Source organism: Photobacterium minamisatsumaniensis (assembly GCF_050336695.1).
GTDB lineage: Bacteria > Pseudomonadota > Gammaproteobacteria > Enterobacterales > Vibrionaceae > Photobacterium > Photobacterium minamisatsumaniensis.
Window position 1 is genome coordinate 143960 of record NZ_JAKJSI010000012.1, and the last position, 26068, is coordinate 170027.

The 26068-nt window shown below is 45.5% G+C and carries 22 protein-coding genes; 4 read left to right on the forward strand and 18 right to left on the reverse strand.

Going from position 1 to position 26068, the window contains the following annotated elements:
- Positions 1–47: 47 nt before the first annotated feature.
- From pgpA to glyA, 9 genes are all read right to left on the reverse strand, one after another.
- Positions 48–533 (reverse strand): phosphatidylglycerophosphatase A, encoded by a 486-nt coding sequence (pgpA, locus tag L4D78_RS04465; protein WP_428455995.1) that lies wholly within the window; start codon positions 531–533, stop codon positions 48–50.
- 3 nt (positions 534–536) lie between these two features.
- Positions 537–1511, reverse strand: a complete 975-nt coding sequence (thiL, locus tag L4D78_RS04470) for a thiamine-phosphate kinase (RefSeq protein WP_428465828.1) — start codon at positions 1509–1511, stop codon at positions 537–539.
- Between the two features lie 67 nt (positions 1512–1578).
- Entirely contained in the window at positions 1579–2046 is a 468-nt protein-coding gene (nusB, locus tag L4D78_RS04475) for a transcription antitermination factor NusB (RefSeq protein ID WP_428465829.1), read from the reverse strand.
- Positions 2046–2516, reverse strand: coding sequence for a 6,7-dimethyl-8-ribityllumazine synthase (gene ribH / locus L4D78_RS04480; protein ID WP_428455992.1), 471 nt, complete (start codon positions 2514–2516; stop codon positions 2046–2048). Before ribH ends, nusB begins: the two co-directional genes overlap by 1 nt.
- Before the next feature lie 162 nt (positions 2517–2678).
- Positions 2679–3782: a bifunctional 3,4-dihydroxy-2-butanone-4-phosphate synthase/GTP cyclohydrolase II gene (ribBA, locus tag L4D78_RS04485; protein WP_428465830.1), complete on the reverse strand. Its 1104-nt coding sequence runs from the start codon at positions 3780–3782 to the stop codon at positions 2679–2681.
- 32 nt (positions 3783–3814) lie between these two features.
- A complete protein-coding gene (locus L4D78_RS04490) occupies positions 3815–4474 on the reverse strand; it encodes a riboflavin synthase (RefSeq protein ID WP_428465831.1) in 660 nt (219 codons plus the stop codon).
- 15 nt (positions 4475–4489) lie between these two features.
- A complete protein-coding gene (gene ribD, locus L4D78_RS04495; RefSeq protein ID WP_428465832.1) occupies positions 4490–5617 on the reverse strand; it encodes a bifunctional diaminohydroxyphosphoribosylaminopyrimidine deaminase/5-amino-6-(5-phosphoribosylamino)uracil reductase RibD in 1128 nt (375 codons plus the stop codon).
- A 50-nt stretch (positions 5618–5667) separates the two neighbouring features.
- Entirely contained in the window at positions 5668–6117 is a 450-nt protein-coding gene (gene nrdR, locus L4D78_RS04500) for a transcriptional regulator NrdR (protein WP_428455988.1), read from the reverse strand.
- A 197-nt stretch (positions 6118–6314) separates the two neighbouring features.
- The gene (gene glyA, locus L4D78_RS04505) at positions 6315–7565 is read right to left on the reverse strand and encodes a serine hydroxymethyltransferase (RefSeq protein WP_428465833.1); all 1251 of its coding nucleotides are present in this window, start codon (positions 7563–7565) and stop codon (positions 6315–6317) included.
- Positions 7566–8007: 442 nt separating this feature from the next.
- Between glyA and L4D78_RS04510 the strand changes: the two genes are divergently transcribed.
- The gene (locus L4D78_RS04510) at positions 8008–8628 is read left to right on the forward strand and encodes a YitT family protein (RefSeq protein ID WP_428465834.1); all 621 of its coding nucleotides are present in this window, start codon (positions 8008–8010) and stop codon (positions 8626–8628) included.
- A 291-nt stretch (positions 8629–8919) separates the two neighbouring features.
- Here the strand turns inward: L4D78_RS04510 and glnB are convergent, their stop codons facing one another.
- From glnB to purL, 4 genes are all read right to left on the reverse strand, one after another.
- A complete protein-coding gene (gene glnB / locus L4D78_RS04515; RefSeq protein WP_428455985.1) occupies positions 8920–9258 on the reverse strand; it encodes a nitrogen regulatory protein P-II in 339 nt (112 codons plus the stop codon).
- Positions 9259–9376: 118 nt separating this feature from the next.
- Positions 9377–9781, reverse strand: a complete 405-nt coding sequence (locus L4D78_RS04520; protein WP_428455984.1) for a hypothetical protein — start codon at positions 9779–9781, stop codon at positions 9377–9379.
- A 208-nt stretch (positions 9782–9989) separates the two neighbouring features.
- Entirely contained in the window at positions 9990–10670 is a 681-nt protein-coding gene (locus L4D78_RS04525; protein ID WP_428465835.1) for an HAD family hydrolase, read from the reverse strand.
- Positions 10671–10805: 135 nt separating this feature from the next.
- On the reverse strand, positions 10806–14723 hold the full coding sequence (gene purL / locus L4D78_RS04530) for a phosphoribosylformylglycinamidine synthase (RefSeq protein WP_428465836.1): 3918 nt from the start codon (positions 14721–14723) through the stop codon (positions 10806–10808).
- Between the two features lie 296 nt (positions 14724–15019).
- Between purL and mltF the strand changes: the two genes are divergently transcribed.
- Positions 15020–16540, forward strand: a complete 1521-nt coding sequence (gene mltF / locus L4D78_RS04535) for a membrane-bound lytic murein transglycosylase MltF (RefSeq protein ID WP_428465903.1) — start codon at positions 15020–15022, stop codon at positions 16538–16540.
- 125 nt (positions 16541–16665) lie between these two features.
- Here the strand turns inward: mltF and tadA are convergent, their stop codons facing one another.
- Both tadA and L4D78_RS04545 read right to left on the reverse strand, forming a co-directional pair.
- Positions 16666–17193 carry a tRNA adenosine(34) deaminase TadA gene (gene tadA / locus L4D78_RS04540; protein ID WP_428465837.1) on the reverse strand — a complete coding sequence of 176 codons (528 nt, stop codon included), beginning with the start codon at positions 17191–17193 and terminating at the stop codon, positions 16666–16668.
- An 84-nt stretch (positions 17194–17277) separates the two neighbouring features.
- Positions 17278–18156 carry a LysR family transcriptional regulator gene (locus L4D78_RS04545; protein ID WP_428465904.1) on the reverse strand — a complete coding sequence of 293 codons (879 nt, stop codon included), beginning with the start codon at positions 18154–18156 and terminating at the stop codon, positions 17278–17280.
- A gap of 209 nt (positions 18157–18365) precedes the next feature.
- On the opposite strand from L4D78_RS04545, the gene L4D78_RS04550 reads away from it, so the two are divergent.
- Both L4D78_RS04550 and fghA read left to right on the forward strand, forming a co-directional pair.
- The gene (locus tag L4D78_RS04550) at positions 18366–19496 is read left to right on the forward strand and encodes an S-(hydroxymethyl)glutathione dehydrogenase/class III alcohol dehydrogenase (RefSeq protein ID WP_428465838.1); all 1131 of its coding nucleotides are present in this window, start codon (positions 18366–18368) and stop codon (positions 19494–19496) included.
- Between the two features lie 54 nt (positions 19497–19550).
- Positions 19551–20393 carry an S-formylglutathione hydrolase gene (fghA, locus tag L4D78_RS04555; RefSeq protein WP_428455979.1) on the forward strand — a complete coding sequence of 281 codons (843 nt, stop codon included), beginning with the start codon at positions 19551–19553 and terminating at the stop codon, positions 20391–20393.
- A 94-nt stretch (positions 20394–20487) separates the two neighbouring features.
- Here the strand turns inward: fghA and L4D78_RS04560 are convergent, their stop codons facing one another.
- The 3 genes from L4D78_RS04560 to guaA form a co-directional block, all read right to left on the reverse strand.
- Positions 20488–22044 carry an AbgT family transporter gene (locus L4D78_RS04560; protein WP_428465839.1) on the reverse strand — a complete coding sequence of 519 codons (1557 nt, stop codon included), beginning with the start codon at positions 22042–22044 and terminating at the stop codon, positions 20488–20490.
- 390 nt (positions 22045–22434) lie between these two features.
- Entirely contained in the window at positions 22435–23994 is a 1560-nt protein-coding gene (locus L4D78_RS04565) for an AbgT family transporter (RefSeq protein ID WP_428465840.1), read from the reverse strand.
- 432 nt (positions 23995–24426) lie between these two features.
- Positions 24427–26010, reverse strand: coding sequence for a glutamine-hydrolyzing GMP synthase (gene guaA / locus L4D78_RS04570; RefSeq protein WP_428465841.1), 1584 nt, complete (start codon positions 26008–26010; stop codon positions 24427–24429).
- Between the last annotated feature and the right edge of the window lie 58 nt (positions 26011–26068).

The window sequence follows — 26068 nt, forward strand, 5'->3', positions numbered from 1 at the left end:
CTAAGGCGCGGTTTTTTTTGTCTTGCTCACTGCAGGGTTAGAACAAATTACCAACCGAACCAGTAGCCAACCCCCCAAAGAGCGATCATTGCCATAAAACCCGCGAGTATGTCATCGATCATAATACCGAAGCCACCGTGTACATGCTTATCAAGCCAGCTGATCGGCCACGGTTTCACCATATCGAAAAAACGAAATAGAACGAAGCCCGCGAGTACCCACTCCCAACTCACAACAGGGGCAATCGCCATGGTGATCCAAAAACCCACAAATTCATCCCACACAATACTGCCGTGATCATGCACGCCCATATCGTCTGAGGTTTTCTGACAAATAGTCACGCCTATCACAGCTGCCACCAATGTGATCGCCAGATACACAGCAAACGGTAGCTGTACCATTAATAGGTATAATGGGATGGCCGCAACCGTACCCATAGTGCCAGGAATGATAGGTGATAAGCCACTACCAAACCCTGTCGCCAAAAAGTGCCATGGGTTTTTAAGGTTAATATAGTCTTTAGGGTTTCCCACTACTTACTCCGCAAAATGATCATAACCATGAAGTTGCCAATGAAGTGGCTTTGCATCTCGAATTAACGTGATCCCACTACCGGGACGTAATTGCCCGACACAGGTCGCTGTTACACCACTATGTGCTAAAGCTGTCTCTACTGCGCCTCTATTCTGCTCGGGCACGGTAAAGCATAGTTCGTACTCTTCGCCACTCGTTAACGCAAGTTGCAGTGCTTTATCGCGTTGAGGTTCGAATTGTTCAAGCTCTGACGATACAGGTAATTTATCAACTTCAATCACCGCTGCAAGCCCAGAACGTTTCAAAATGTGTCCAAGATCAGAAACTAAGCCATCAGAAATATCCAATGCTGCCGAGGCAATCCTTCGTAATGCCTGACCTGCAAGAATGCGAGGCTGAGCCATAAAATGGCGCTCAACCAAGGTATCAGCCAACGCTTGATCTGCCAATGAAACCTGGCCAAGCAATACGGCCAAGCCAGCAGCACTATCGCCCAGGTTGCCAGTAACAAATACCCAGTCACCAGAGCTTGCACCACTGCGTGTTAACGCTTCGCCTTTAGGCACAAAGCCATGAACGGTTAGTGTAATGCTCAGCGGGCCTTTAGTGGTATCACCACCAACCAGCTGTACATTATAATATTCCGCTAAGGCAAAAAAACCTTGGCAAAACTGTGCTAGCCACTGCTCATCAGGTTCTGGCATGGTCAGTGCCATCGATACCCATGCAGGCGTCGCCCCCATTGCAGCCAAATCACTCAAATTTGAAGCTAATGCTTTATGGGCAACGCGTGCGGGGTCGGCATCATGCAAAAAGTGCGTACCAGCCACTAATGAATCAGTACTGACTGCTAACTGGCTGCCCATTGGTAGCTCTAGCAGCGCACAATCGTCGCCAATCGCTAATGGCACATCTTTGCGATTCACAGCCTGTCGTTCAAAGTATTGAGCAATTATATCAAATTCATTACGAGCCATAATCGTTGCTTATTTTATCCAGACAGAAAAAAGGCCAGCGATGCTGGCCTTTTAAAATCATATTTAATTACTTCTTACGAAGTGATGGTGCTGCTTTATCCAATACACCATTGATAAACTTGTGACTATCTTCAGCACCAAAGGCTTTCGCCAATTCGATAGCTTCGTTGATCACAACTTTGTATGGTACATCGTCACGCTTAACCATCTCGTACATAGCAAGACGAAGAAGCGCAAGTTCCATCTGATCAAGATCTTGTAGAGGACGCGATAGGTATGGACGCATTTTGCTATCCAATTCCTGATGGTTCAATACAACACCAGTTAGAAGGTCGCGGAAGTAAGCAACGTCTGTATGCGGTGCTGCAAGCGTCGGCGCATCGGCCTGATGCTCTTCTTCTTCAAATTTATCGTCAGAAAGAAAATGTAGCTCAATATTAGCAACATTGTCTTTCGTGATTTGCCAAGAATAAATTGCTTGTACAGCAAACTGACGTGCATTACGACGTGCGGCTGGTTTCACATTAACCCCCATTAGGATTCAATTTGGGACAGGACATTAACCATTTCAAGCGCGCTTAGTGCAGCCTCTGCCCCTTTATTACCAGCCTTGGTACCGGCACGCTCAATGGCTTGTTCGATAGAATCTACAGTCAGAACACCAAATGCTACTGGAGTATTGAACTCAAGAGCGATTTGCGCCAGACCTTTATTACACTCACCGGCAACATAATCAAAATGCGGCGTACCGCCACGGATCACAGAGCCAAGCGCAACGATAGCGTCATAACGATCGCTTTTAGCAACTTGTTGAGCAACAAGCGGAAGCTCGTATGCACCTGGGCAACGAACAACAGTGATGTTGTCTTCGCTTACTTGACCCTGACGTTTCAGAGCGTCTAGCGCGCCTGAAAGCAGGCTTTCGTTGATAAAGCTGTTGAAGCGTGCAATTACGATAGCAACTTTTGCGTTTGGTGCCGCGATGGCGCCTTCAATTACCTTCATGGGCCTTCCTGTGACTATGTCTTTTCCGGTATGAGAAACCGCGGGAGTCTACCACACTTTATAGGTTATACCAATTGGCATATGTAATAGACCTTCACTGTCACGATCTCTCATAAATTAATAATGAGTAAATGATAAATAGGCGGCATCCCGCCTACATAATTATTCGCAGATGTACTCAACAGCTTCTAAGCCAAAACCAGACAACGAATGGTAACGCTGCGTGCTTGACGAGAGTAAACGCATTTTTGAAATGCCTAAATCAGATAGAATTTGCGAGCCAACACCGACCTGACGAGACTGATCTTTCGGGTTCAGTTTCACCTTCGGCAGCCCCTCTGATTGTGCTGCCATCTGTTTCACTTTGGTGAGCATTGATGCTGGGCATTCTTGCTTACTCAATACAACCAGTACACCACCTTCATCAGCAATGCGTTTCATTGCTGTGGGCAGGGTCCACTGAGATGCACCTGAGTGAAGAATATCTTTAAATGTATCTTGCAGGTGTACACGTACCAGAGTCGGCTCACCCGCAACTACCTCACCTTTCTGTAAGGCATAATGAACTTGGTTATCGATAGTGTCACGGTAAGTGATCATCTCAAAGTCACCAAACTCTGTCGGTAGTGTACATTGAGCTACACGCTCAATGGTAGTTTCGTTGTTATTTCGGTACTCAATAAGATCAGCAATCGTACCGAGTTTTAAATCATGTTGCTCCGCAAAGACTTCAAGATCTGGACGGCGTGCCATCGTGCCATCTTCATTGAGAATTTCAACAATGACACTTGAAGGCTCATGGCCTGCTAAACGAGCAATGTCACAACCGGCTTCGGTATGACCCGCGCGCGCAAGTACACCACCTTCTTGTGCCATCAACGGAAAGATATGACCGGGCATGACAATATCGGAAGCCGAAGCATCAGCAGCAACAGCCGCTTGAACAGTACGCGAGCGATCAGCCGCAGATATTCCGGTTGTAACACCTTCTGCCGCTTCAATTGAAACCGTAAAGTTGGTGCTGAACTGCTCGGTGTTATCCTGAACCATTAATGGTAGGTTCAACTGCTTACAGCGAGCTTGGGTCAATGTTAAACAAATAAGGCCACGACCAAACTTCGCCATAAAGTTAATGGCATCAGGGGTGATCTTGTCGGCTGCGATAATTAAATCGCCTTCATTCTCACGATCTTCATCGTCCATAAGGATCACCATCTTACCCAGACGGATATCTTCAATGATGTCCTTTGCACTGCTTAATGCCATAACAATACCTTTATTTAACCTTGTATCCAGCTCTAGTAACCAAGGAATCCGCTTTTCGCCAGCAGACCCATAGTGACTTCTGATTTTTGTTCTGCCGCCTTGTCACCGAGCATTAAACGCTCAAGGTAACGAGCAATCACATCCACTTCAAAATTGACCTTATGGCCAACCTTGAATGATTCCATGGTCGTTTCTGCCGCGGTATGCGGTACGATAGTTAACTTGAATTCATCGCCACGAATAGCGTTCACCGTCAGGCTAATGCCATCAATGGATACCGAGCCTTTTTCAGACACGTATTTAGCCAAGTGAGCCGGTGCTTTGACCCAAAACTCAATCGCACGGCCAGTATGATTGCGCTCGATAATTTCAGCAACATCATCAATATGGCCTGACACCATGTGACCGCCAAAGCGTGTGGTCGGCAGCATCGCTTTCTCTAAATTGGCTTTCTGCCCTGCGCGATAACTTGCAAACGCAGTGCGCTTCAATGTTTCCAGAGATAGATCGGCCACATAACCCGAGCCTGTCAGCTCGACAACAGTCAGACACACGCCATTGGTTGCAATGCTATCGCCCAATTTTACATCGGATAAATCCAACGTGGCTGAATCAACCGTTACAGAAATATCTTTCCCTTTTGGGGTTAGGGCTGTAATCGTTCCTACAGCTTCGATAATGCCAGTAAACATGGAAACCTTTCTTTCTTATATGTCATTGAGTCGGGCTGTGATCCGAATGTCGGGTCCAACCATACGCACATCAGTAATTGTCAGTTCAGGAACATCAGACATTGCTAACAATCCCTTAAGCTCAACTAAACCTCGGCTATCACCCCCCATCAACTTAGGGGCTTGATATAAAATTAACTCATCAACCAAACCTGCCGCTAATAGGCCACCAGCCAATTTGGCACCCGCTTCCACCCAGATATGATTAATGTCATGAGCAGCGAGCTCGACCATGAGTGCGTCAAGATCAATACCACCCTGAGTATTGTCTGGAGTGGTCATCACTAATTGTTCAACATTTGCAGGCCAAGGTACACTGTCAGCCTGATGACGAACAAGCATGATCTCACCCGGTAAACCAATTAAATGATGGTTCGGTGTTACTCGGTTCTGGCTATCAATAACAACACGTCTAGGCTGGCGTAGATTTGCCTCTGGATAGTGCCGATGGGTCTCATCACCCAGCTCTTTCCAACGAATATTCAACGATGGATCGTCAGCCAGTACAGTTGCGCTGGTTGACAATATTGCCCCCGCTTTAGCGCGGTAGCGCTGAACATCAGCCCGTGCTGCCGGGCCGGTGATCCACTTGCTTTCACCATTGGCTAAGGCTGTCCTACCATCAAGGCTAGCGGCTAATTTCAGCTGCACAAACGGCTTACCGGTTTTCATTCGCTTGATAAACCCCGGATTCAGCGCTTTTGCATCTAGCTCTAACAGGCCAGTTTGTACTTCAATGCCTGCTACCTGTAACATTTCAATGCCACGGCCAGCGACTTTCGGATTCGGATCAACCATGGCACATACCACGCGGCCAACACCAGCTTCAACCAAAGCTTTGGCACACGGCGGCGTTCGGCCAAAATGCGAACAAGGCTCAAGGGTGACATATGCGGTTGCACCCCGAGCTCTCTCTCCAGCAGCTCTTAATGCAAACACTTCTGCATGAGGTTGCCCGGCCTGATAATGATAGCCTTCACCCACGATTTCTTCTTCGTGAACAATTACACAGCCAACATTCGGGTTCGGTGCCGTCGTAAATAGACCGCGTTTTGCCAGTTCAATGGCTCGGCGCATCATAGCGTGGTCAATAGGTGAGAACATCTGACTTCGATATATCTAAGGCTAACCGGAGCCGTAACTCCGGTAGCAATTTATTTTTCTAATTTGGCAATTTCTTCGCCAAACTCACGAATATCTTCAAAACTGCGATAGACAGAAGCAAAGCGGATATAAGCCACTTTATCCAGCTCTTTCAACGCCTCCATCACTAGATTACCAATCATATCAGATGGTACTTCACGTTCACCGGTTGCTCGCAGACGTGACTTAATAGTATTGATGGCACGTTCAATATCATCGGCGCTCACTGGTCGTTTTTCCAGTGCACGTTGAATACCGCCACGCAGTTTTTCTTCATTAAACGGGTCACGGTTGCCATTGGTTTTTATCACTCTTGGCATAACCAGTTCGGCTGTTTCAAACGTAGTATAACGCTCGCTACACGCCAAGCATTGACGTCGGCGACGAACTTGATGACCATCAGCCACCAAGCGGGAATCAATTACCTTGGTGTCATTTGCACCACAAAAAGGACAATGCATCTTGCCTCCTAATTTTCGTCATCCCAGTGTAACTCATTTCATTACGTTATAGAGAGCTTTAGGCGGTTTTTCTCTGGGTTTAATAAAATTTAGAAGTGAAATGGATATTGTTCTATAGATATTAAAAAGGCCCGCATGAATGCGGGCCCAAGAGATTTCAAGTTTTCATTACTGTTTAAGCAATAATCACCTTGTGATTAAGCGTAAACTGGCAGGCGCTTACAGATCTCAAGTACCTTCGCTTTTGTTGCTTCAAGTACTTCTGGCTTGTCCGTGTTGTCTAACACGTCACACATCCAGCCAGCAAGCTGCTTAGCATCATCTGCGGTAAAGCCACGGCGAGTAATGGCAGGAGTACCAACTCGGATACCCGATGTTACAAACGGGCTACGCGGGTCATTCGGTACACTGTTTTTGTTTACCGTAATGTTCGCAGCACCAAGTGCAGCATCTGCTTCTTTACCAGTGATACCTTTATCGATAAGGTCAACAAGGAACAAGTGGTTTTCAGTGCTGCCAGATACAATCTTGTAACCGCGCTCAAGGAATTCACCCACCATCACTTTGGCGTTTTCAACAACGCGAGCCTGATACTCTTTGAACTCTGGCTCCATCGCTTCTTTGAAAGCAACCGCTTTAGCAGCAATTACGTGCATTAGCGGACCACCTTGGCCACCAGGGAAAACAGCTGAGTTCAGCTTCTTATAAAGATCTTCACCTTCACAAGACAGAATTAGACCGCCACGTGGACCTGCTAGTGTTTTATGCGTAGTCGTGGTCACAACGTGTGCGTGTGGAACAGGGTTCGGGTAGACACCAGCTGCGATAAGGCCAGCAACGTGTGCCATATCAACGAAGAAGTACGCACCGACTTTATCTGCGATTTCGCGCATACGCGCCCAATCACACACTTGTGAATATGCAGAGAAGCCACCGATGATCATCTTCGGTTTGTGCTCGAGTGCCAATGCTTCCATCTCTTCGTAGTCAATTTGACCAGCTTCATCAATACCGTAAGGAATGATGTTGTAAAGTTTACCCGAGAAGTTCACAGGAGAACCGTGAGTCAAGTGACCACCGTGTGCTAGGCTCATACCCAAAACAGTATCACCAGCATTTAGCAGTGCCATGTAAACTGCATTATTTGCCTGAGAACCTGAGTGCGGCTGTACGTTCGCGTATTCTGCACCAAATAGCTCACATGCACGATCGATCGCCAGCTGTTCTGCTTTATCGACAAACTCACAGCCACCGTAGTAGCGCTTGCCTGGATAACCTTCAGCATATTTGTTCGTTAGCTGAGAGCCTTGTGCTTCCATTACTCGTGGGCTGGTGTAGTTTTCAGAGGCAATTAATTCAATGTGCTCTTCCTGACGCGCAGTTTCTTCCTGAATAGCTGCAAACAGTTCAGCATCATAATTGGCAATGTTCATCTCGCGCTTTAGCATCTGTATCTCCTGACTCAGATTATATTCGTACCTTTCTGCTCAAAAATTCAATTTTTCACACTTGAGACAAATCGGTTATAAACATACATTTCGGGCAAACAACAAAAATTAGCAAAGCTAGGCGCCACGTGGACGCAAACGTTTTCGTCATGCTTGTATATAAGGCTGCATTTTACAGAATTTGATCTAAATCAGGTAGCCCTAAAGTAACTTTTTATTATTATTTATTTCAATGATGGTATGAATTGTTTTCATCTTGGTGAACCAACACTCAACAACTGACATATTTGCGTTTCATTTTTTACAAGAAAATAGCGAATATATTTTTTTACATTCTCGTCTCAAATTATGTACACCTAACGAAAGACTCTTTTTCTCATAATATTCCGCTTTTAGTCATTGCGCTTTATCATGGCGCCCTTAACTATAAAGGAGCGTTGTTTTGAGCGGTTACCATCATTCATTAAAAGAAAATATCATTGCCATCCTTACGGGTACTTTCATCGTTTCTCAGGGTGTTTTCTTTTTGCAGCAGGCTGATTTATTAACCGGTGGAACAACAGGTTTAGCCTTGCTTGCTAGCCAGTTTATTGATCTTTCATTTGGTCAGTTATATTTTCTGATGAACACACCTTTCTACCTCATGGCATGGTTTCGCATGGGCAAAAGCTTTGCGGTTACCAGCATTATCTCAGGCGGAATGGTTTCACTCATTACAGATAACTTACATCACGTACTTGAAATCAGCCGTCTTGAACCGCTCTACTGCGCGATTATCGGTGGGTTATTAATGGGTCTAGGCATGCTGATCCTATTCCGCCACAAAACCAGCCTTGGCGGTTTCAATGTCTTGGTACTGTTTTTACAGGAAAAATTTGGCTGGTCGGCAGGAAAGCTTCAAATGGGGATTGATATCAGTATTCTGGTTGCATCATTCTTCTTGGTAAACCCGATGGTTTTACTCTTCTCAATCATCGGTGCCTTCATGTTGAATTTAGTCCTGGCGATGAACCATAAGCCTGGCCGCTACAGCAGCGAGCTAAAGCCGCAAACGAGTACCTAAGTTAATTTTGCGACAGACAAAACAAAAAAGGCTTGCCAATTTGGCAAGCCTTTTTTCATGTATTGCGTACGCCCAATCATTTCTGATCTCAGGCAAGCAGAAGAAGGTAATTTGTATGAGGGTGAAGGAATTTCGCTCAAGAACGCAGAGGAAGCACTTAGTTCACACCTAGCAAGTCAACTCTGGCTAAACTGTTTCATTCTCTGGCAAAGAGGAAGCGCGGAGTTTATAAGGCATAAATGAGCACTTCCGATACCGCCAGAGGATGAAACAGCGACGACAGAGAGGACTTTAGATCGCGTCCTCGTCTTCCTCACCCGTCCTGATCCGCACCACACGCTCGACATCAAACATGAAAATTTTGCCATCACCAATTTTGCCTGTTTGGGCGGTTTCGATGATCGTGTCGATACATTGCTCTGCAACTTCATCAGACACCACAATTTCAAGTTTTACTTTTGGCAAAAAATCGACCATGTACTCAGCACCACGGTACAATTCCGTATGCCCTTTTTGACGCCCAAAGCCTTTAACCTCAGAAACGGTCATACCAGTGATCCCGACATCGGCGAGGGCTTCGCGAACATCATCAAGCTTAAATGGCTTAATAATGGCTTCAATTTTTTTCATCTTCATCATCCTTTGCTGAGCAGAGGTCACTGGCGTGTATTTCGATAAGAGACGACATCATCGACGCCAACTGCCTGATTAATATTGATTACAGTATACCAAATGGAACGTTTGAGGTTCAGTGTTTTTCAATTGGTAATACAACATCGGTGTCCATCATTTTTAGCAGGACCACGACAGCAAAAATAAGCACAGAGCTATTTAAAATGACGACCGAAAACGGCCGAAGATCTGAGCTTACAAGCGAAGGCAGATAGGGGATCATGCTGTAACCGAAAAACATCGTTACGGCAGGAATAAAGAAATATAACGGGATAAATCCCCAGCGACGTCCTCGGGCGAGGCCGACGGAAGCAAGAATGCCTGATAACAATACCAAAATAGCAATAATGCTTGGCACAATACCGACTTGCTTAAAGCTCATGACTGTTGCGAACGTATCCGCATACCGAAGTAAACAAATCATCACGAGCACTGCCAACCCTTTACCTGCGTTGGCTAAACCATTCCGTTGGTTGTCCATTTTAGTCTCTTCCATGAAAGCAGATAGGATAAATCTAAAAAATATAAGCACATCTCCTATGTGGCTATATTCAGTAGTACAATACAATATGACTCAAAGATTTATGTGTTACACATACTCCTCACTAATTGTTTAGACACATATTTTAGTTATAGTTCCGATCAATACTTTGATCTATACATGCAATACATTGAATGGTTATAAATAGTTAGTAATGTGTTTTCACAAGATCAACAAAACCACCTAACGTTCTGACGACGCGTGTTGTCACCTTCGTCTCATACCGGTGGCGATTCAACCATACCGCTTTTAAGCCAACTTGCTTTGCCGCTTCCGCATCGTTCATTGGATGGTTGCCAATAAACCAACACTCATGGGCATTTTCCTTTGCTAACCTGACTGCCTGTTGGAATATATGCGCATCTGGTTTTGCCACACCAACCTGCTCCGAGGTTACAACAAAGCGGAAAAACTCACTGATATTGGTATCTTGAAGCTTCGCTTCCTGCTGAAAAGTGAAGCCATTGGTGATAACGGCCAGTGGTGAAATCGTTTGAAGTTGTGTTAACGCAGGCAATACATCAGGAAATAGCCGCCAGTGTTGACGATAAATTTGGTAATACTCACCAATTAAATTATCTGCCTGCTCATTACTTAAGGGCTTTTTGAATAGCTCACTGATCCGTGCTCGGCGCAAACCTTCAAAATTCAATTCACCAGCTCGCCAGCGAACACGTTGCCGATCGGTAATGTCACGCCAAACCGTTTCAGGTGATTGCAGACAGCCATCAATAAGATCATGAGGATATCGTGCAATAAAAGTGCGAATTGCATCTTGCTCAGCACCATCATGATCAAGCAACGTATTATCAAGATCAAAAAAAATCATGTCGCCTCTCCCCTATCTAACTGATATTCAGCTTAATCATACTCTTGCAATTTAGGCGAGGAATTTATTAAAAATTTGCTACTAAAAACAAAAAGCCGCTCATATGAGCGGCTTTTTTAATCAGTTAGCTTTCGCTTAGCCAATATTGACACGAGCATTACGGAACATGCGCATCCATGGGCTGTTCTCGTTCCAGTCATCTGGATGCCATGAATTAGCAACAGTACGGAATACACGCTCAGGGTGCGGCATCATAATAGTTACGCGACCGTCTTGCGTAGTTAAACCGGTAATACCATTTGGTGAACCATTCGGGTTTGCCGGGTAGTTCTGCGTTACATTACCGTAGTTATCAAGGTAACGTAGGGCAACCGTACCAGATTGCTCAATCGCATTCAGGTGCTCGCCATTACGCACTTCAACACGACCTTCACCATGAGAAACCGCGATAGGCATACGAGAGCCAGCCATACCATTGAAGAACAATGAATCACTTTGCTGAACTTCAACTAAGCTGAAGCGTGCTTCAAAGCGTTCTGATTCGTTGCGCACAAAGCGTGGCCACAAATCGGCACCTGGAATTAATTCACGCAGGTTCGACATCATCTGACAACCGTTACAAACACCTAGTGCAAAGGTATCGTTGCGATGGAAAAAGCGTTCAAACTGGTCACGTGCCATATTATTAAACAGCACTGATTTCGCCCACCCTTCACCGGCACCAAGTACATCACCGTATGAGAAGCCACCACATGCAACCAAGCCATTAAAGCCTTCTAGCTGAACATTGCCCGAGAGAATATCACTCATGTGAACGTCTTTCGCTTCAAAGCCAGCACGGTCAAATGCCGCAGCCATCTCAACGTGTGAGTTAACACCCTGCTCACGTAAGATAGCCATTTGTGGCTTCGCGCCCAAGTTGATTGCAGGAGCAATAAACGGCGCAGCAACATCTTCATTGATGTCGAACGTTAGTTTGGTGTTCAAGCCAGGATCTTGCGTGTCTTTTTTCGCTTCAAACTCTTGCAGTGCACCTGCAGGGTTATCACGCATTGCCTGCATTTGATAAGTCGTTTCAGCCCAGATAGTACGTAACTCGGTACGACTCTGCTCTAGAACACGGTCGTTGCCATTCCAAATACGAACGACATCCTCATCAATCACAGTACCAAGCACATGGCTACAAGCTTCGAGACCATTAGCGGCTAATACAGCCTGTACGGACTCTAAGTCTTCCGTACGAACTTGAACAACCGCACCTAGCTCTTCGTTGAATAGCATTGCTAGGACATCGTCACATTGATCGCCAGCTGTAGTGTTCAAATCGACTTCAACACCGGTATGACCGGCAAAGGCCATTTCAGCTAAGGTTACATACAAACCACCATCACCGCGGTCATGGTAAGCCAGTAGCTTCTCGTCGCGTACTAATGCCTGAACAGCATTGAAGAAGCCTTTCAGTAATTCTGGGCTATCAACATCTGCCGGCTTATCACCAAGTTGCTTGTAAACCTGTGCCAGTGCTGTTGCACCAAGGCGGTTTTGGCCACAACCTAAATCGATAAGTAATAAACTTGAGTCACCTTTATCTGTACGTAGCTGTGGTGTCACAGTCTTACGAACATCTTCAACGCGACCAAACGCAGTAATAACCAGTGACAATGGTGAAGTCACTTCTTTCTCTTCACCGTTTTCTTCCCACTTGGTTTTCATTGACATGGAGTCTTTACCAACCGGGATTGTCAGGCCAAGCGCTGGACACAGTTCTTCACCAATCGCTTTAACGGCTTCATATAGACCCGCATCTTCACCAGGGTGACCCGCTGGTGACATCCAGTTAGCCGACAGGTTAATACGCTTCATATCACCAATATCTGCACTTGCGATGTTAGTGATTGCTTCACCAACTGCAAGGCGAGCTGATGCGCCAAAATCAAGCAGAGCAACAGGCGTACGCTCACCCATCGACATCGCTTCGCCGTGGTAAGTATCGTAGCTCGCAGCGGTTACTGCACAGTTAGCCACTGGTACCTGCCAAGGGCCAACCATTTGGTCGCGAGCAACAAGGCCTGTTACCGTACGGTCACCAATGGTGATCAGGAAGGTTTTTTCAGCGACTGCTGGTAGGCGAAGGACACGCTGAGTCGCCTCTGCTAGCTCGATACCAGAGCGGTCAATTGCCTGACCTTCAACTTTCAGTGTTTTCGCGTCACGGTGCATCTTCGGCGCTTTACCCAATAGAATATCCATTGGCATATCGATTGGTGTATCGTCGAAGTGGCTATCTTCAAGTGTTAGGTGCCGCTCTTCAGTCGCTTCACCCACAACCGCATACGGTGCACGTTCACGCTGACAAATCGCATCAAATGCCGCCATGTTTTCTGGCGCAATGGCCATTACATAGCGTTCTTGTGATTCGTTACACCAGATCTCTAGCGGGCTCATGCCTGGTTCATCGTTTGGTACATCACGTAGCTGGAATTTACCGCCACGCTCACCATCATCAACAAGCTCAGGTAATGCATTTGAGATACCGCCCGCGCCCACATCGTGGATAAAGGCGATTGGGTTATCGTCACCCATCTGCCAGCAACGGTCGATCACTTCCTGACAACGACGTTCCATTTCTGGGTTTTCACGTTGTACTGAAGCAAAATCAAGGTCTTCAGCCGATTGACCAGAAGCCATTGATGATGCTGCACCGCCGCCAAGACCGATGTTCATCGCAGGACCACCCAGTACGATCAGTTTCGCACCTACAGGGATCTCTTTCTTCTGAACGTGATCTGCACGGATATTACCCATACCACCAGCAATCATGATTGGCTTGTGGTAACCGCGTACTTCTTCGCCATTGTGTGACGTAACTTTCTCTTCGTAAGTACGGAAGTAACCAAGTAGGTTTGGACGACCAAATTCGTTGTTGAATGCCGCGCCACCCAGAGGGCCTTCAAGCATAATGTCTAACGCAGTAACGATACGGCCCGGCTTACCAAAGTCCGTTTCCCAAGGCTGTTCAAAACCAGGAACACGCAGGTTAGAAACCGTAAAGCCAACCAAACCCGCTTTTGGCTTACCACCAATACCCGTTGCGCCTTCATCACGGATTTCACCGCCTGAACCTGTTGATGCGCCCGGCCATGGTGAGATTGCCGTTGGGTGGTTATGCGTTTCTACTTTCATCAAGATATGTGCAGCTTCTTGATGGTAGTTATATTGACGAGATTCTGGGTTCGGGAAGAAACGACCCACTTCAGAGCCTTCCATTACTGCGGCATTATCTTTGTATGCAGACAGAACGTGCTCGTTATTTTTCTCGTAGGTGTTTTTGATCATCTTAAACAGTGACTTTTCTTGATCAACACCGTCGATCGTCCAGTCAGCATTAAAGATTTTATGACGACAGTGCTCTGAGTTCGCTTGAGCAAACATCATCAGTTCGATGTCATTCGGATTGCGACCCAGTTTAGTGAAGTTTTCCACTAAGTAGTCAATTTCGTCTTCTGCTAATGCCAAACCCAGTGTTACGTTTGCTTCTTCTAGGGCTTTGCGGCCACCAGCCAGAATATCAACCGATTTCACAGGTGCAGGTTCAGCTTGAACGAACAAGGCTTGTGCTGCTTCAAACTCACCGAAAACCACTTCCATCATACGGTCGTGGATCAGGCCTTTTAGCTCTTCAATGTGTTCATTCGTTAGTGTTGCCGTAGTTTCTACGTAATACGCTGTACCGCGTTCTAAGCGATTAACATTGCTTAAACCACAGTTGCGGGCGATATCAGTTGATTTAGAAGACCATGGCGAGATAGTTCCCGGACGAGGCGTAACCAGTAGCAGCAAGCCAGTCGGCTCGTGCTCTGCAATCGTTGGACCGTAGGTTAGCAGGCTCGCAAGCTTACTTTGCTCGTCAGCATTCAGCGGTGCTGATACATCAGCAAAGTGCATAAACTCAGCATAAATGCCTGACACAGGCAGATCTAATTCGCGGCAACGCTCTAGTAGCTTATTAACGCGAAACTCAGATAGTGCGGGTGAACCACGCAAAATTTCCATGTGCGAACGTCTCTCGATTAGCAGTTGAATGAAGGTGATATTGGCCTAACCCCCAGCACTATTCTGGGATAATTACGTCAATCTCACCTCGCTTTACAAAATATTCAAAGGCGATGTGCTCATGATGTGGCGTAGTATAAGGGAAAAAAATTTGTGACGTAACACCTGACGCAACCGTTTGCGTGTTTTTTTTTCAATTGTTCGAAAAAAACTGATAATTTGCCGATAACTTTGCGGATCCGCTGAGCTTTGGTATAAAGAACACCCTACTATTACGTGAGCATAGTTTGTTGAGCATTAACCGACCGATTATTCAGCTACAGCGTTTTACCGCTGTACTCTTTAGCCTACTGTTATTGAGTGGCTGTCTCTGGCAAGAAGAACCTCGCACCGATCTTGAGCGTATACGTGAAGATGGTGTACTTCGTGTCGGAACACTCAATAATCAACTCTCTTATTATATTGGCAGTGAAGGTCCAACCGGCCTTGATTACGAAATTGCTCGCCTTTTTGCCGAGAAGCTCGGCGTAAAGCTTGAAATGAAGCCTATGTTCACCTTATCTCGGCTTTTTCCTGCCCTTGAGCGTAATGAGGTCGATCTGCTCGCAGCAGGCTTAACCATGACCGATGAGCGCTTAGCAAATTTTCGAGCTGCACCAGCTTATTATTATGCCAGTCAAAAAGTCGTGTATAAAAAAGGCCAATGGCGCCCTAGAAGCCTGAGTGATCTTGCGCAGAATAAAGGTAGCTTTACCATTGTCAAAGGCTCAAGTTACGAACTCACACTGCAAGCACTTAAACAGCAATACCCAACATTAGAATGGAATGCCGTTGAAGAAACCGATAATGATGAATTACTACGTCAAGTTGCAGCGGGCGAATTAGACTATACGATGGCTGATTCTGTTGAAGTCGCTCTCAACCAGCGTATTAATCCTGATGTTACGACAGCCCTTGAGCTTACAGAAGATGAACCCATTGCTTGGTTTATCAATCAAACCAACGATGACAGCTTATATGGCTTGCTCATTGAATTCTTTGGTGAGATCCAACAAAGCGGTGAACTCGCGAAGCTTGAAGAAAAATACTTAGGCCATGTCGACTCGTTTGATTACGTTGATACCCGCGCTTTCTTACGCGCTCTTGAGAGTACGCTTCCCCAGTGGCAAGGGCTCTTTAAACAATATGCTAACGAATTTGACTGGCGCTTAATCGCGGCGCTGTCGTATCAAGAATCACACTGGAACCCTCGAGCCGTTTCGCCAACAGGGGTGCGCGGCATGATGATGTTAACCCTCCCGACAGCGAAATCAGTAGGAGTACAAAATCGTCTTGACCCAGAGCAAAGTATTCGTGGCGGTGCGCTATACCTACGCAAGATGATCAACCGTATTCCTGACAGCGTAGAAGAACATGAAAAAGTCTGGTTTGCCCTTGCTTCATACAACGTTGGCTTTGGCCACCTGATGGATGCTAGACGCTTAACCAAAACACAAGGCGGCAACCCTGACGCATGGAGTGATGTTAAGCAACGTTTACCATTACTACGACAGCGCCAGTATTACCAGCACACTCGCTATGGCTATGCACGCGGTGATGAGGCACTCAATTATGTTGAGAATATCCGTCGCTATTACCAAAGCATTGTGGGCTATGAACAAACACATAGCCAAAGCCCTCAGCAAGACGAAATTGCGCTCATTGATGGCCTGCACACCATTACGCCGCCCGCAACATCAACGGCACAAAGTACGCTCGCAGAAGGTGATAGCACCATAGAGCAGAATAGCGCACCAGTAAAAACCGCCAGCCAGTAATACGCGGTGATATACCGAAAAAATGATATACAGAAACAAGTGATATACAGATACAGAAAAAGGGCCAAAGGCCCTTTTTTTGTATCTACTTTTATACAACGAGTATATAGCCCACTTTAACGTCGCTACCCTTTCTCCGCCGCTTGTCGTGCTTTTTTCTCGGCTTTCTTTTCCGCTCGTCGACGCTTAAAAAACGCTTGAAGCTGTGCTCGGCACTCATCAGCCAATAGACCAGATTCAATGGCGACATGGTGGTTCACTTGCTCATAGTCAAGTAAGTTCATGATGCTGCCTGCCGCCCCTGTTTTTAAATCAGGAGCACCAAAGATCACTTTACCAATTCGACTATGTACCATAGCACCTGCACACATTGGGCATGGCTCTAGCGTGACATACAGTACTGCATCTAACAGACGGTAATTCTGTAGTACTTGCCCAGCCTGGCGTAAAGCCATGATCTCGGCATGAGCCGTCGCATCGTGTTGGGTTATCGAACGGTTCCAACCTTCACCAACCACTTGACCGTTGTGCACAATGACCGCACCAACTGGCACCTCGCCCTCAGCTTCGGCTTTTTCTGCCAAAACCATTGCGCGACGCATAAAATCTTCATCACTGTCGTTATGTTGATGATGTTGGTTTAACTCTGTCATCTGTATGCTCTAAACGGATCATTGTTTTGTTGGGGCGACGATTATACCCAAACCTCTATAAGATGCGAGGTTATCACTGTCGACTCATTCCCGACTCGATAATGAACTCGCCAGAAAATCAACCAACAGCCGGACTTTCGGCGATAGGTGGCGGTTGTGTGGGTACAGCGCCCAGATCCCCTCATCAGCCTCTTGAAAATTATCCAATACCGGCACTAACTCTCCTGACGCCAAATCGTCAGCAATATAATAATCAGGTAGCTGAACTAAGCCGATGCCTTTTAAGGCTGCATCTCGTAGTGCAAAGCCGCTATTACAGCGTAAATTACCAGAAACCCTCACACTACGCTCTTTATCTGCTTCTTGAAAACGCCAGTGATCATGGTTACCCACCAAGCAATTATGGTGGCGCAACTCTGATAACGAATGGGGAATGCCGTACTTTTCGAGATACGCCGGTGCTGCGCACGTATATTGAGTTCGAGCAGTCAGCTTCTTCGCCATCATTGAGGAACTGCTTAATTTACCAAGCCGGATCGCCAAATCAAAGCCACCCTCGACTAAATCAATCTGACGGTTTGTTAGATCCATCATGACTTCGATTTCGGGATATTGCAGCATAAAATCGGCGACCAACGGCATCACATATTGCTCACCATACGTTACCGGTGCAGTCAGCTTAACACTGCCTTGAGGTGCGCCTCGGCGATCGCTGATCGCCCGCTCGGCTTCTTCTAAACCATCTTGCAGCTGGCGGCAATGACGATAATAAATCCCCCCTTCTTCAGTTAGCGAGACTTTGCGTGTTGTTCGGTAAAACAGTTTGGTATTAAGCCGGTTTTCTAACGCACTAACCTGACGGCTAACCTGAGCAGTAGAAATACCTAACTGCTTAGATGCCATAGTAAAACTCTCGGATTCAGCGACGGCAACAAACTCTGATACCCCTTCCCATAAAAACATAGCAGCCAATTATTACCATTTAGTAAAAGTCATTTGCATTATAGTGCGATTATCATTCAGTTAGAAACAAATATACTACTCAACATAAAATAATAACCCAGTAACGCATTTACCAGTTCGTGGTTATACAAAATCTCACCTACTTTTATAGCTAGGCTAACGGTAGGAATTAAACAGGTCATCGACCCATACACAACAGAGAGAGTATTATGTCTGAACAGTTTATCAAATCTAAAGCAGCTATCGCATGGGGTCCAAACCAGCCCCTTTCTGTAGAAGAAGTCGATGTCATGCTGCCGAAGAAAGGTGAAGTACTTGTCCGTATTATCGCAACAGGTGTTTGCCACACAGATGCGTTTACTCTCTCGGGCGATGATCCTGAAGGAATTTTCCCTGCGATTCTTGGCCATGAAGGTGGCGGTATCGTTGAAATGATTGGTGAAGGCGTTACGAGTGTCGAAGTAGGTGATCACGTTATCCCACTTTACACCCCTGAATGTGGCGAATGTAAGTTCTGCAAATCAGGTAAAACGAATCTGTGTCAGCAAATTCGTGAAACTCAGGGTAAAGGCTTAATGCCTGACGGCACAACCCGCTTTTATAAAGATGGTCAGCCAATCTTTCACTATATGGGCTGCTCAACATTTTCTGAATACACCGTATTACCCGAAATATCATTAGCCAAAGTCAATAAAGAAGCGCCATTAGAAGAAGTGTGCCTACTCGGCTGTGGGGTTACCACAGGTATGGGTGCGGTGCTGAAAACCGCGAAAGTACAGAAAGGTGATACTGTCGCAATTTTCGGTCTTGGTGGTATTGGCTTGTCAGCCATTATTGGTGCAACGATGTCAGGTGCTAGCCGTATCATTGGGGTAGATATTAACGAAAGTAAATATGCCCTTGCCAAAGAGCTTGGTGCTACAGACTGTATCAACCCAAAAGACTACGATAAGCCAATTCAAGATGTGATCGTTGAAATGACTGACGGCGGTGTTGATTTTTCTTTCGAATGTATCGGTAATGTCAATGTCATGCGCTCTGCACTTGAGTGCTGCCATAAGGGCTGGGGAGAATCCGTGATAATCGGTGTTGCTGGTGCTGGCCAAGAAATTGCTACCCGACCATTCCAACTCGTCACTGGTCGCGTATGGCGTGGTTCTGCCTTTGGTGGCGTAAAAGGCCGTTCAGAGCTACCTGAAATTGTTGATCGCTACATGGCGGGTGAATTCAAACTTGATGATTTCATTACTCACACCATGGGGCTTGACGCCATCAATGACGCCTTCGACCTAATGCACGAAGGCAAGAGTATCCGCTCTGTCATCCACTACGACAAATAATTAATCAAATATAGCAGGGTGCTGAATGTACCCTGCGCAGTTTCGAGAACAGATATGACCATAGAAAACATTAGTTGTAATAAACAGTTTGGCGGTTGGCATAAGCAATATACTCACCGCTCTGAGGTGTTAGGCTGTGACATGCGCTTCGCAATTTACTTGCCACCACAAATTGCATTAGGTGAAAAAGTACCCGTTTTATATTGGCTATCAGGCCTAACCTGTACCGATGAAAACTTTATGCAAAAAGCGGGCGCTCAACGTTTAGCGGCTGAACTAGGTATCGCGATTGTCGCCCCTGATACCAGCCCTCGTGGTGAAGGTGTTGCAGATGATCCTGAAGGTGCATATGACTTCGGTTTAGGTGCTGGTTTTTATGTCAATGCAACCGAAGCGCCATGGAGCCGTCATTACCATATGTATGATTATGTGGTAAATGAATTGCCATCATTGGTTGAGGCGCATTTCCCAGTTAGCCAACAACGTGCCATTAGCGGCCATTCAATGGGTGGGCATGGTGCCCTAATGATTGCTCTACGTAATCCATCGCGCTATAGCTCTGTATCGGCCTTTAGCCCAATCAGCAATCCAATCAATTGCCCATGGGGTCAAAAAGCATTGGCTGGTTATTTAGGTAAAGATACCGCTAACTGGAAACAATACGACAGTACAGAGTTACTCAAACAAAGTAAAAAGGTGATCCCTGCATTAGTTGACCAAGGCGATCAAGATGGCTTTTTAGAAGAGCAACTAAAACCAGAAACGCTAGTCGCTGCTGCCGAATCGGTTGATTATCCATTAGAGCTGAGAATGCAAGAAGGCTATGATCATAGCTACTACTTTATCTCCAGCTTTATTGATGATCACCTGCGCTTCCACGCACAGTACCTGAAATAACAGGTTACTTAGATATAGCAAAAAGCCCGCAGCACTCACTAGCAATAAACTAGGGGCTGCGGGCTTTTTTTATTTCATTTCGCTAAAGCATCAATTAAAAGCCTAGCGGGATATTAAATGCGAAGAAAGCAACCAACAGTGACGTCCACACCGTTAGGAAGGCAATGGAGTAAGGCACCATCATCGCAATAACATCACCAAATGATAGCTCTGGCTTGTACTTACGCATAAAGGCCAGAATAACACCTGCATAACTCATCATAGGCGTGATTATATTGGTTGATGAGTCAGCAACACGGTAGGCTGCTGTCACCAGATCAGGTGTCATATTTGGGTTTACCTGATACAACATTGGTACAAAAATAGGGCCAAGCAGCATCCACTTCGACGTCAACCCCCCAACAAACAGGTTAATAACTGCCGTTGTCAGAATGAAACCAATGATCAGCAGAATTGGGAATTCCTGTAGTCCAAGCGCCCCCAAGAATGTCGCGCCTAGGTATGTCACATAAGTACCTAGCTGAGAGAAGCCAAGTAATGCAAGGAAATTATAACAGAAGAACGTTAGCACCAAGATATAGCCCATGGTGTTCATTTGGCTAACCATGGCCTTTACTACATCTTGCAGTGATTTAAATTTACCCGTCGCACCACCAAAGAAAATACCCACAACCGCAAAGACCATCGCGATAAGTAGAATCACATTATCTAGGTATGGCGTAACTTCACGGCCAGCGTCGTTGGTGTAGGTTGCCAGTGGCCCCATAGCTAAAGCAGCAACAGCAGCTAACGCGAGGAGCAGACCAATACCTGCCGCTTTCAGGCCCTTATTCTCGACGTCAGATACTTGGAAATCATCCAGGTTTAAATCTTCTGGTAGTTGATAAGACATCTTTTCAAGACGAGGGGCGACAAAACGCGTTGTTACCCAAGCACCAAGACCTGCAAGTAGGAAAGTCGAAGTAAAGATGAAGAAGTAATGCATCGTCGCAGGGTTTAGCGCTTCACCCGCTGCATTTTCAAATGGGATCCCTTGAGACTCAGCAAAGATACGCGCATTGGCACCCAAGATAACATCAACAGGTGTTGCTGGAATTAAGTTAGCACTAAAGCCCGCAGACACACCAGCAAAACCAGCCGCCATACCTATCAGCGGGTTTTTTCCCAATCCCGCATAGAGCAATCCCGCTAACGGAATTAAGATCAAGTAGCCAGCATCTGTTGCAATTGAGCTCATGATGCCGAGGAAGACAACCAATAACGGTAGATAACGCTCATTGATACGTAGACCTACTTTCTTAATCACGGCAGAAAGTAATCCTGAGTTTTCAGCAATACCCACACCCAGCATTACGATTAAAATCACACCAAGTACGCCACCACCAAATGATAGCCAGTTCGTCAATAATGCGTTATCAAACATCCAGCGGACATTTTCGGTGTCTAGCATATTCTTAACCGTATGGGTGACCGCTCCTCCATCTGCGCCCGTTATTTCAAACTGAAGGCCACCAATTACCCCTGTCAATATTAAGCAGAAGGTAAACAGTGACATAAAGATAATCACGGGGTCTGGAATTTTCTTGCCTGCGCGCTCTATAAACGCAATTAGCCCCTTTGGGGCGGGAGCTGGAGTCATGGTTTCACTCATAATCGTACATCCTTACTACATCGATTGAGTTTTTATGTCGTATTAATTCGAAAAGTAACAAAATGAATCTGTAGAGTAAAACCTCGTAACACAAACAAATAAAGAGCAAACCACCAACATCAAGCAACAAATTAAGTATATACAACCATTGTTGACGTTAAAAAATAAAACAAAAGGCTGTAATTCAAGATATATACAGCATTTACCGCTAGCAATATAAAATATTGATTTTATTTTAAATATTACTATTTTATGTTGAGCGATGAGGGGTTATTGAGCGGATGAATGATTTGCCTGTAATAGGCATAACCACCTGATGAGCGTAAGGGGCATAAATATCTATGGATAAAAAAAGCCCCGCAGTGCGGGGCCTTATAATCAGCAAATAAATTACATGCCGTATGTATATGGTGCTTGGATACCTAGAGGAATACCAATTGCCCAGTAAATCAATAGGAAGATAGTCCAACCAATTAGCATTGCAATTGAGTAAGGCATCATCATTGATGCTAGTGAACCAATACCAGAGCTCTTCACGTAGCGCTGCATGTAAACAACAACTAGTGGGAAGAACACCATCATAGGAGAAATGATATTAGATACAGAATCACCAACACGGTAAGCGGCCTGAGTCAGCTCAGGAGAAATACCAACCGCCATCAGCATTGGAACCATGATAGGACCAATCAGTGCCCACTTAGCAGATGCAGAACCAACAAGTAAGTTAACAAACGCTGTTAGTAGAATCATACCAACGATAGTTATCTGACCAGGTAGGTTCATCGCTTGTAGAAGCTGAGCGCCTGATAGCGCCAGTAGCGTACCAAGGTTAGATTGAGTAAAGGCAACAAGGAACTGAGCAATAAAGAATGCCATTACCATGAAGCTACCCATGCTGCTCATGGTTGCAGACATTGATTTAATGATATCGTCGCTTGCTTTAAACGTACCTGCAACCCTACCGTATACCACACCAGGGATAACAAATAAGATGAAGATAAGCGGGACGATAGACTGCATTACCGGTGCGTTAAACGCCGTAATTTCACCAGCAGGGTTACGTAGTGGTGACGTTTCAGGGATCAACGACACAACTAGTATTGCGATACCAGCCATCATAGCCCAACCTGCGCGAGAGAAAGCTTTACTTTCTAGCTCAGAGAATGAACCCATGTCAGGTGCTTCTTCAGCATCTTCATCGATAGCCGTTTGAGCAAGGCGTGGTTCGATGACGCGGTCAGTAATGTACCAACCAATGCTCACGATAAGCAGAGAAGACATACCCGTAAAGAACAGGTTCGATAGTGGGTTAACGATATATGTCGGATCAAGAATTTGTGCAGCTTCTTGTGTGAAGCCAGCCAATAATGGGTCGATACCAGACGGGATAAAGTTAGCTGCAAAACCACCAGATACACCAGCAAACGCTGCTGCAATACCCGCTAGAGGGTGACGGCCTGCTGCATGGAAGATAATACCACCAAGCGGGATAACCAATACATAACCTGCATCAGCCGCTGTGTGCGAAACAATCGCAACCAAAATCAGCACAGGTGTGACGAATTTGGCTGGTGTAACGTTAAGCATTTTTTTCAGGCCAGTATTAATAAAGCCTGATGCTTCAGCAACACCGACACCTAGCATTGCAACCAGTACGATACCTAGTGGTGCAAACCCGGTGAAGTTAGTTACCATTGTTGCTAAGAAATTAGCGAAGGATTCACCAGTCAGTAGGTTGTTAACTTCAACGGCCTGGCCTGATACTGGGTGAATTAAACCAAATTCAAACTGTGAAAATACGGCGGAAAGAACCCAAACTAGGATCAAACCCCAAAAGAAGAGCAAGGCCGGATCTGGGATCTTATTACCTGTACGCTCAATAAAGTTAAGAAACTTATTCATCGCGCTTTGCGAGTCATCCGGCTTCTTGTTTACTGCTTGATTGCTCATGGGAACTCCATGGTCATTAGTGATGTTGTAAATGTGCGGCGCTGCATGTTGTCATTTTATCGCCGTCTATGTGACTTTTCTAAAAAAGAAAAGTGTTGCGGCGGATTGTAATGAAAAGTTCACTTAAAAACGCACGATCCACCAACCTTTCACAAAGAATCACGACCACATTTTGTAATGAAATATTAATACAACACATTACACCAACAAGCACGCTACAACCCCGCCAAGGAAGCGCAACAATGCTTTCATTTTTGTAAAAAATAGCCCTGTAATGATTTAAAAACGGATTACAAAGCCGCGTGCTACTCAAACATGCAAGTAAATATTTGTCATTAGAGTTTAGCCAAAAACAAAAGAAGCACCCTAAGGTGCTTCTTGAAAATTACGTGCTACAGCTACGTAAATCTAATCATTATGATTTAAGCAGGATTATTCCCACTCAATCGTTGCTGGTGGCTTACCAGAGATGTCATAAACAACACGGGAGATACCATCAACTTCATTAATGATACGGTTAGAAACCTTACCCAAGAAATCATATGGAAGGTGTGCCCAGTGTGCAGTCATGAAATCAATAGTTTCAACAGCACGAAGCGATACAACCCAATCGTATTTACGGCCATCACCCATCACGCCAACTGAGCGTACAGGTAGGAATACTGTAAATGCTTGAGAAACTTTGTTGTAAAGATCTGCATTGTGTAGTTCTTCAATGAAAATAGCATCTGCACGGCGTAGCAAGTCACAGTACTCTTTCTTCACTTCACCTAGTACACGAACACCTAGGCCAGGCCCAGGGAATGGGTGGCGATAAAGCATGTTGTACGGAAGACCTAACTCTAGACCAATCTTACGTACTTCATCTTTGAACAGCTCACGTAGTGGCTCAACAAGGCCCATTTCCATGTCATCAGGAAGACCACCCACATTGTGGTGAGATTTGATAACATGTGCTTTACCGTTCTTCGATGCTGCAGATTCAATAACATCAGGATAGATAGTACCTTGCGCTAGCCATTTTGCATTTTGCAGCTTTTTCGATTCTTCATCGAAGACATCGATAAATACGTGACCGATAATCTTACGCTTCGCTTCAGGATCATTCTCACCAGCTAGTGCAGAAAGGAAACGCTCTTCCGCTTTAACATGGACAATGTTCAAGCCAAAATGCTCACCGAACATATCCATAACCTGCTCACCTTCGTTTAAACGAAGCAGGCCGTTATCAACAAACACACATGTTAGTTTGTCGCCGATAGCACGGTGTAGCAGCATCGCCACAACTGATGAATCAACACCGCCAGATAAGCCAAGGATAACTTCATCGTCACCCACTTGCTTTTTAATGTTCTCGACAGCATCTTCAATGATATTGGCTGATGTCCACAGTTTTTCACAACCACAAATATTCAATACGAAGTTTTCAATAATGCGCATACCCTGGCGAGTGTGCGTTACTTCTGGGTGGAACTGAACACCATAGAAATTTTTCTCTTCGTTCGCCATCGCAGCAAACGGACAAGTATCTGTTTCTGCAACTTTTACGAAGTCAGAAGGGATTTCAACAACTTTATCGCCGTGACTCATCCATACATCAAGTAATGGTGCGCCATCTTCAGCAATTGCATCTTCAATATTTTTAAATAGACCTGTTGGCTCTACAATTTTAACTTGCGCATAGCCAAATTCACGTTCAGTCGAACCAGCAACTTTACCACCAAGCTGTTCAGACATGGTTTGCATGCCGTAACAAACGCCAAATACAGGTACACCCGCTTCAAATACATACTGTGGCGCACGAGGAGAATCAGCTTCAGTTACGCTTTCCGGACCACCTGAAAGAATGATGCCGTTTGGGTTGAAGTCACGGATATCGGCTTCATCAACGTCCCAGCTCCATAGCTCACAATAAACACCAATTTCACGAATACGGCGTGCAATAAGCTGAGTGTACTGAGAACCAAAGTCCAGAATAAGGATACGTTGTTCATGGATGTTTGTGATAGTGGTCATTATCGAGCAGTCTCAAAATAATTGAAATTTGGGGGCTTAAAAACGCCCCCGATTTTAT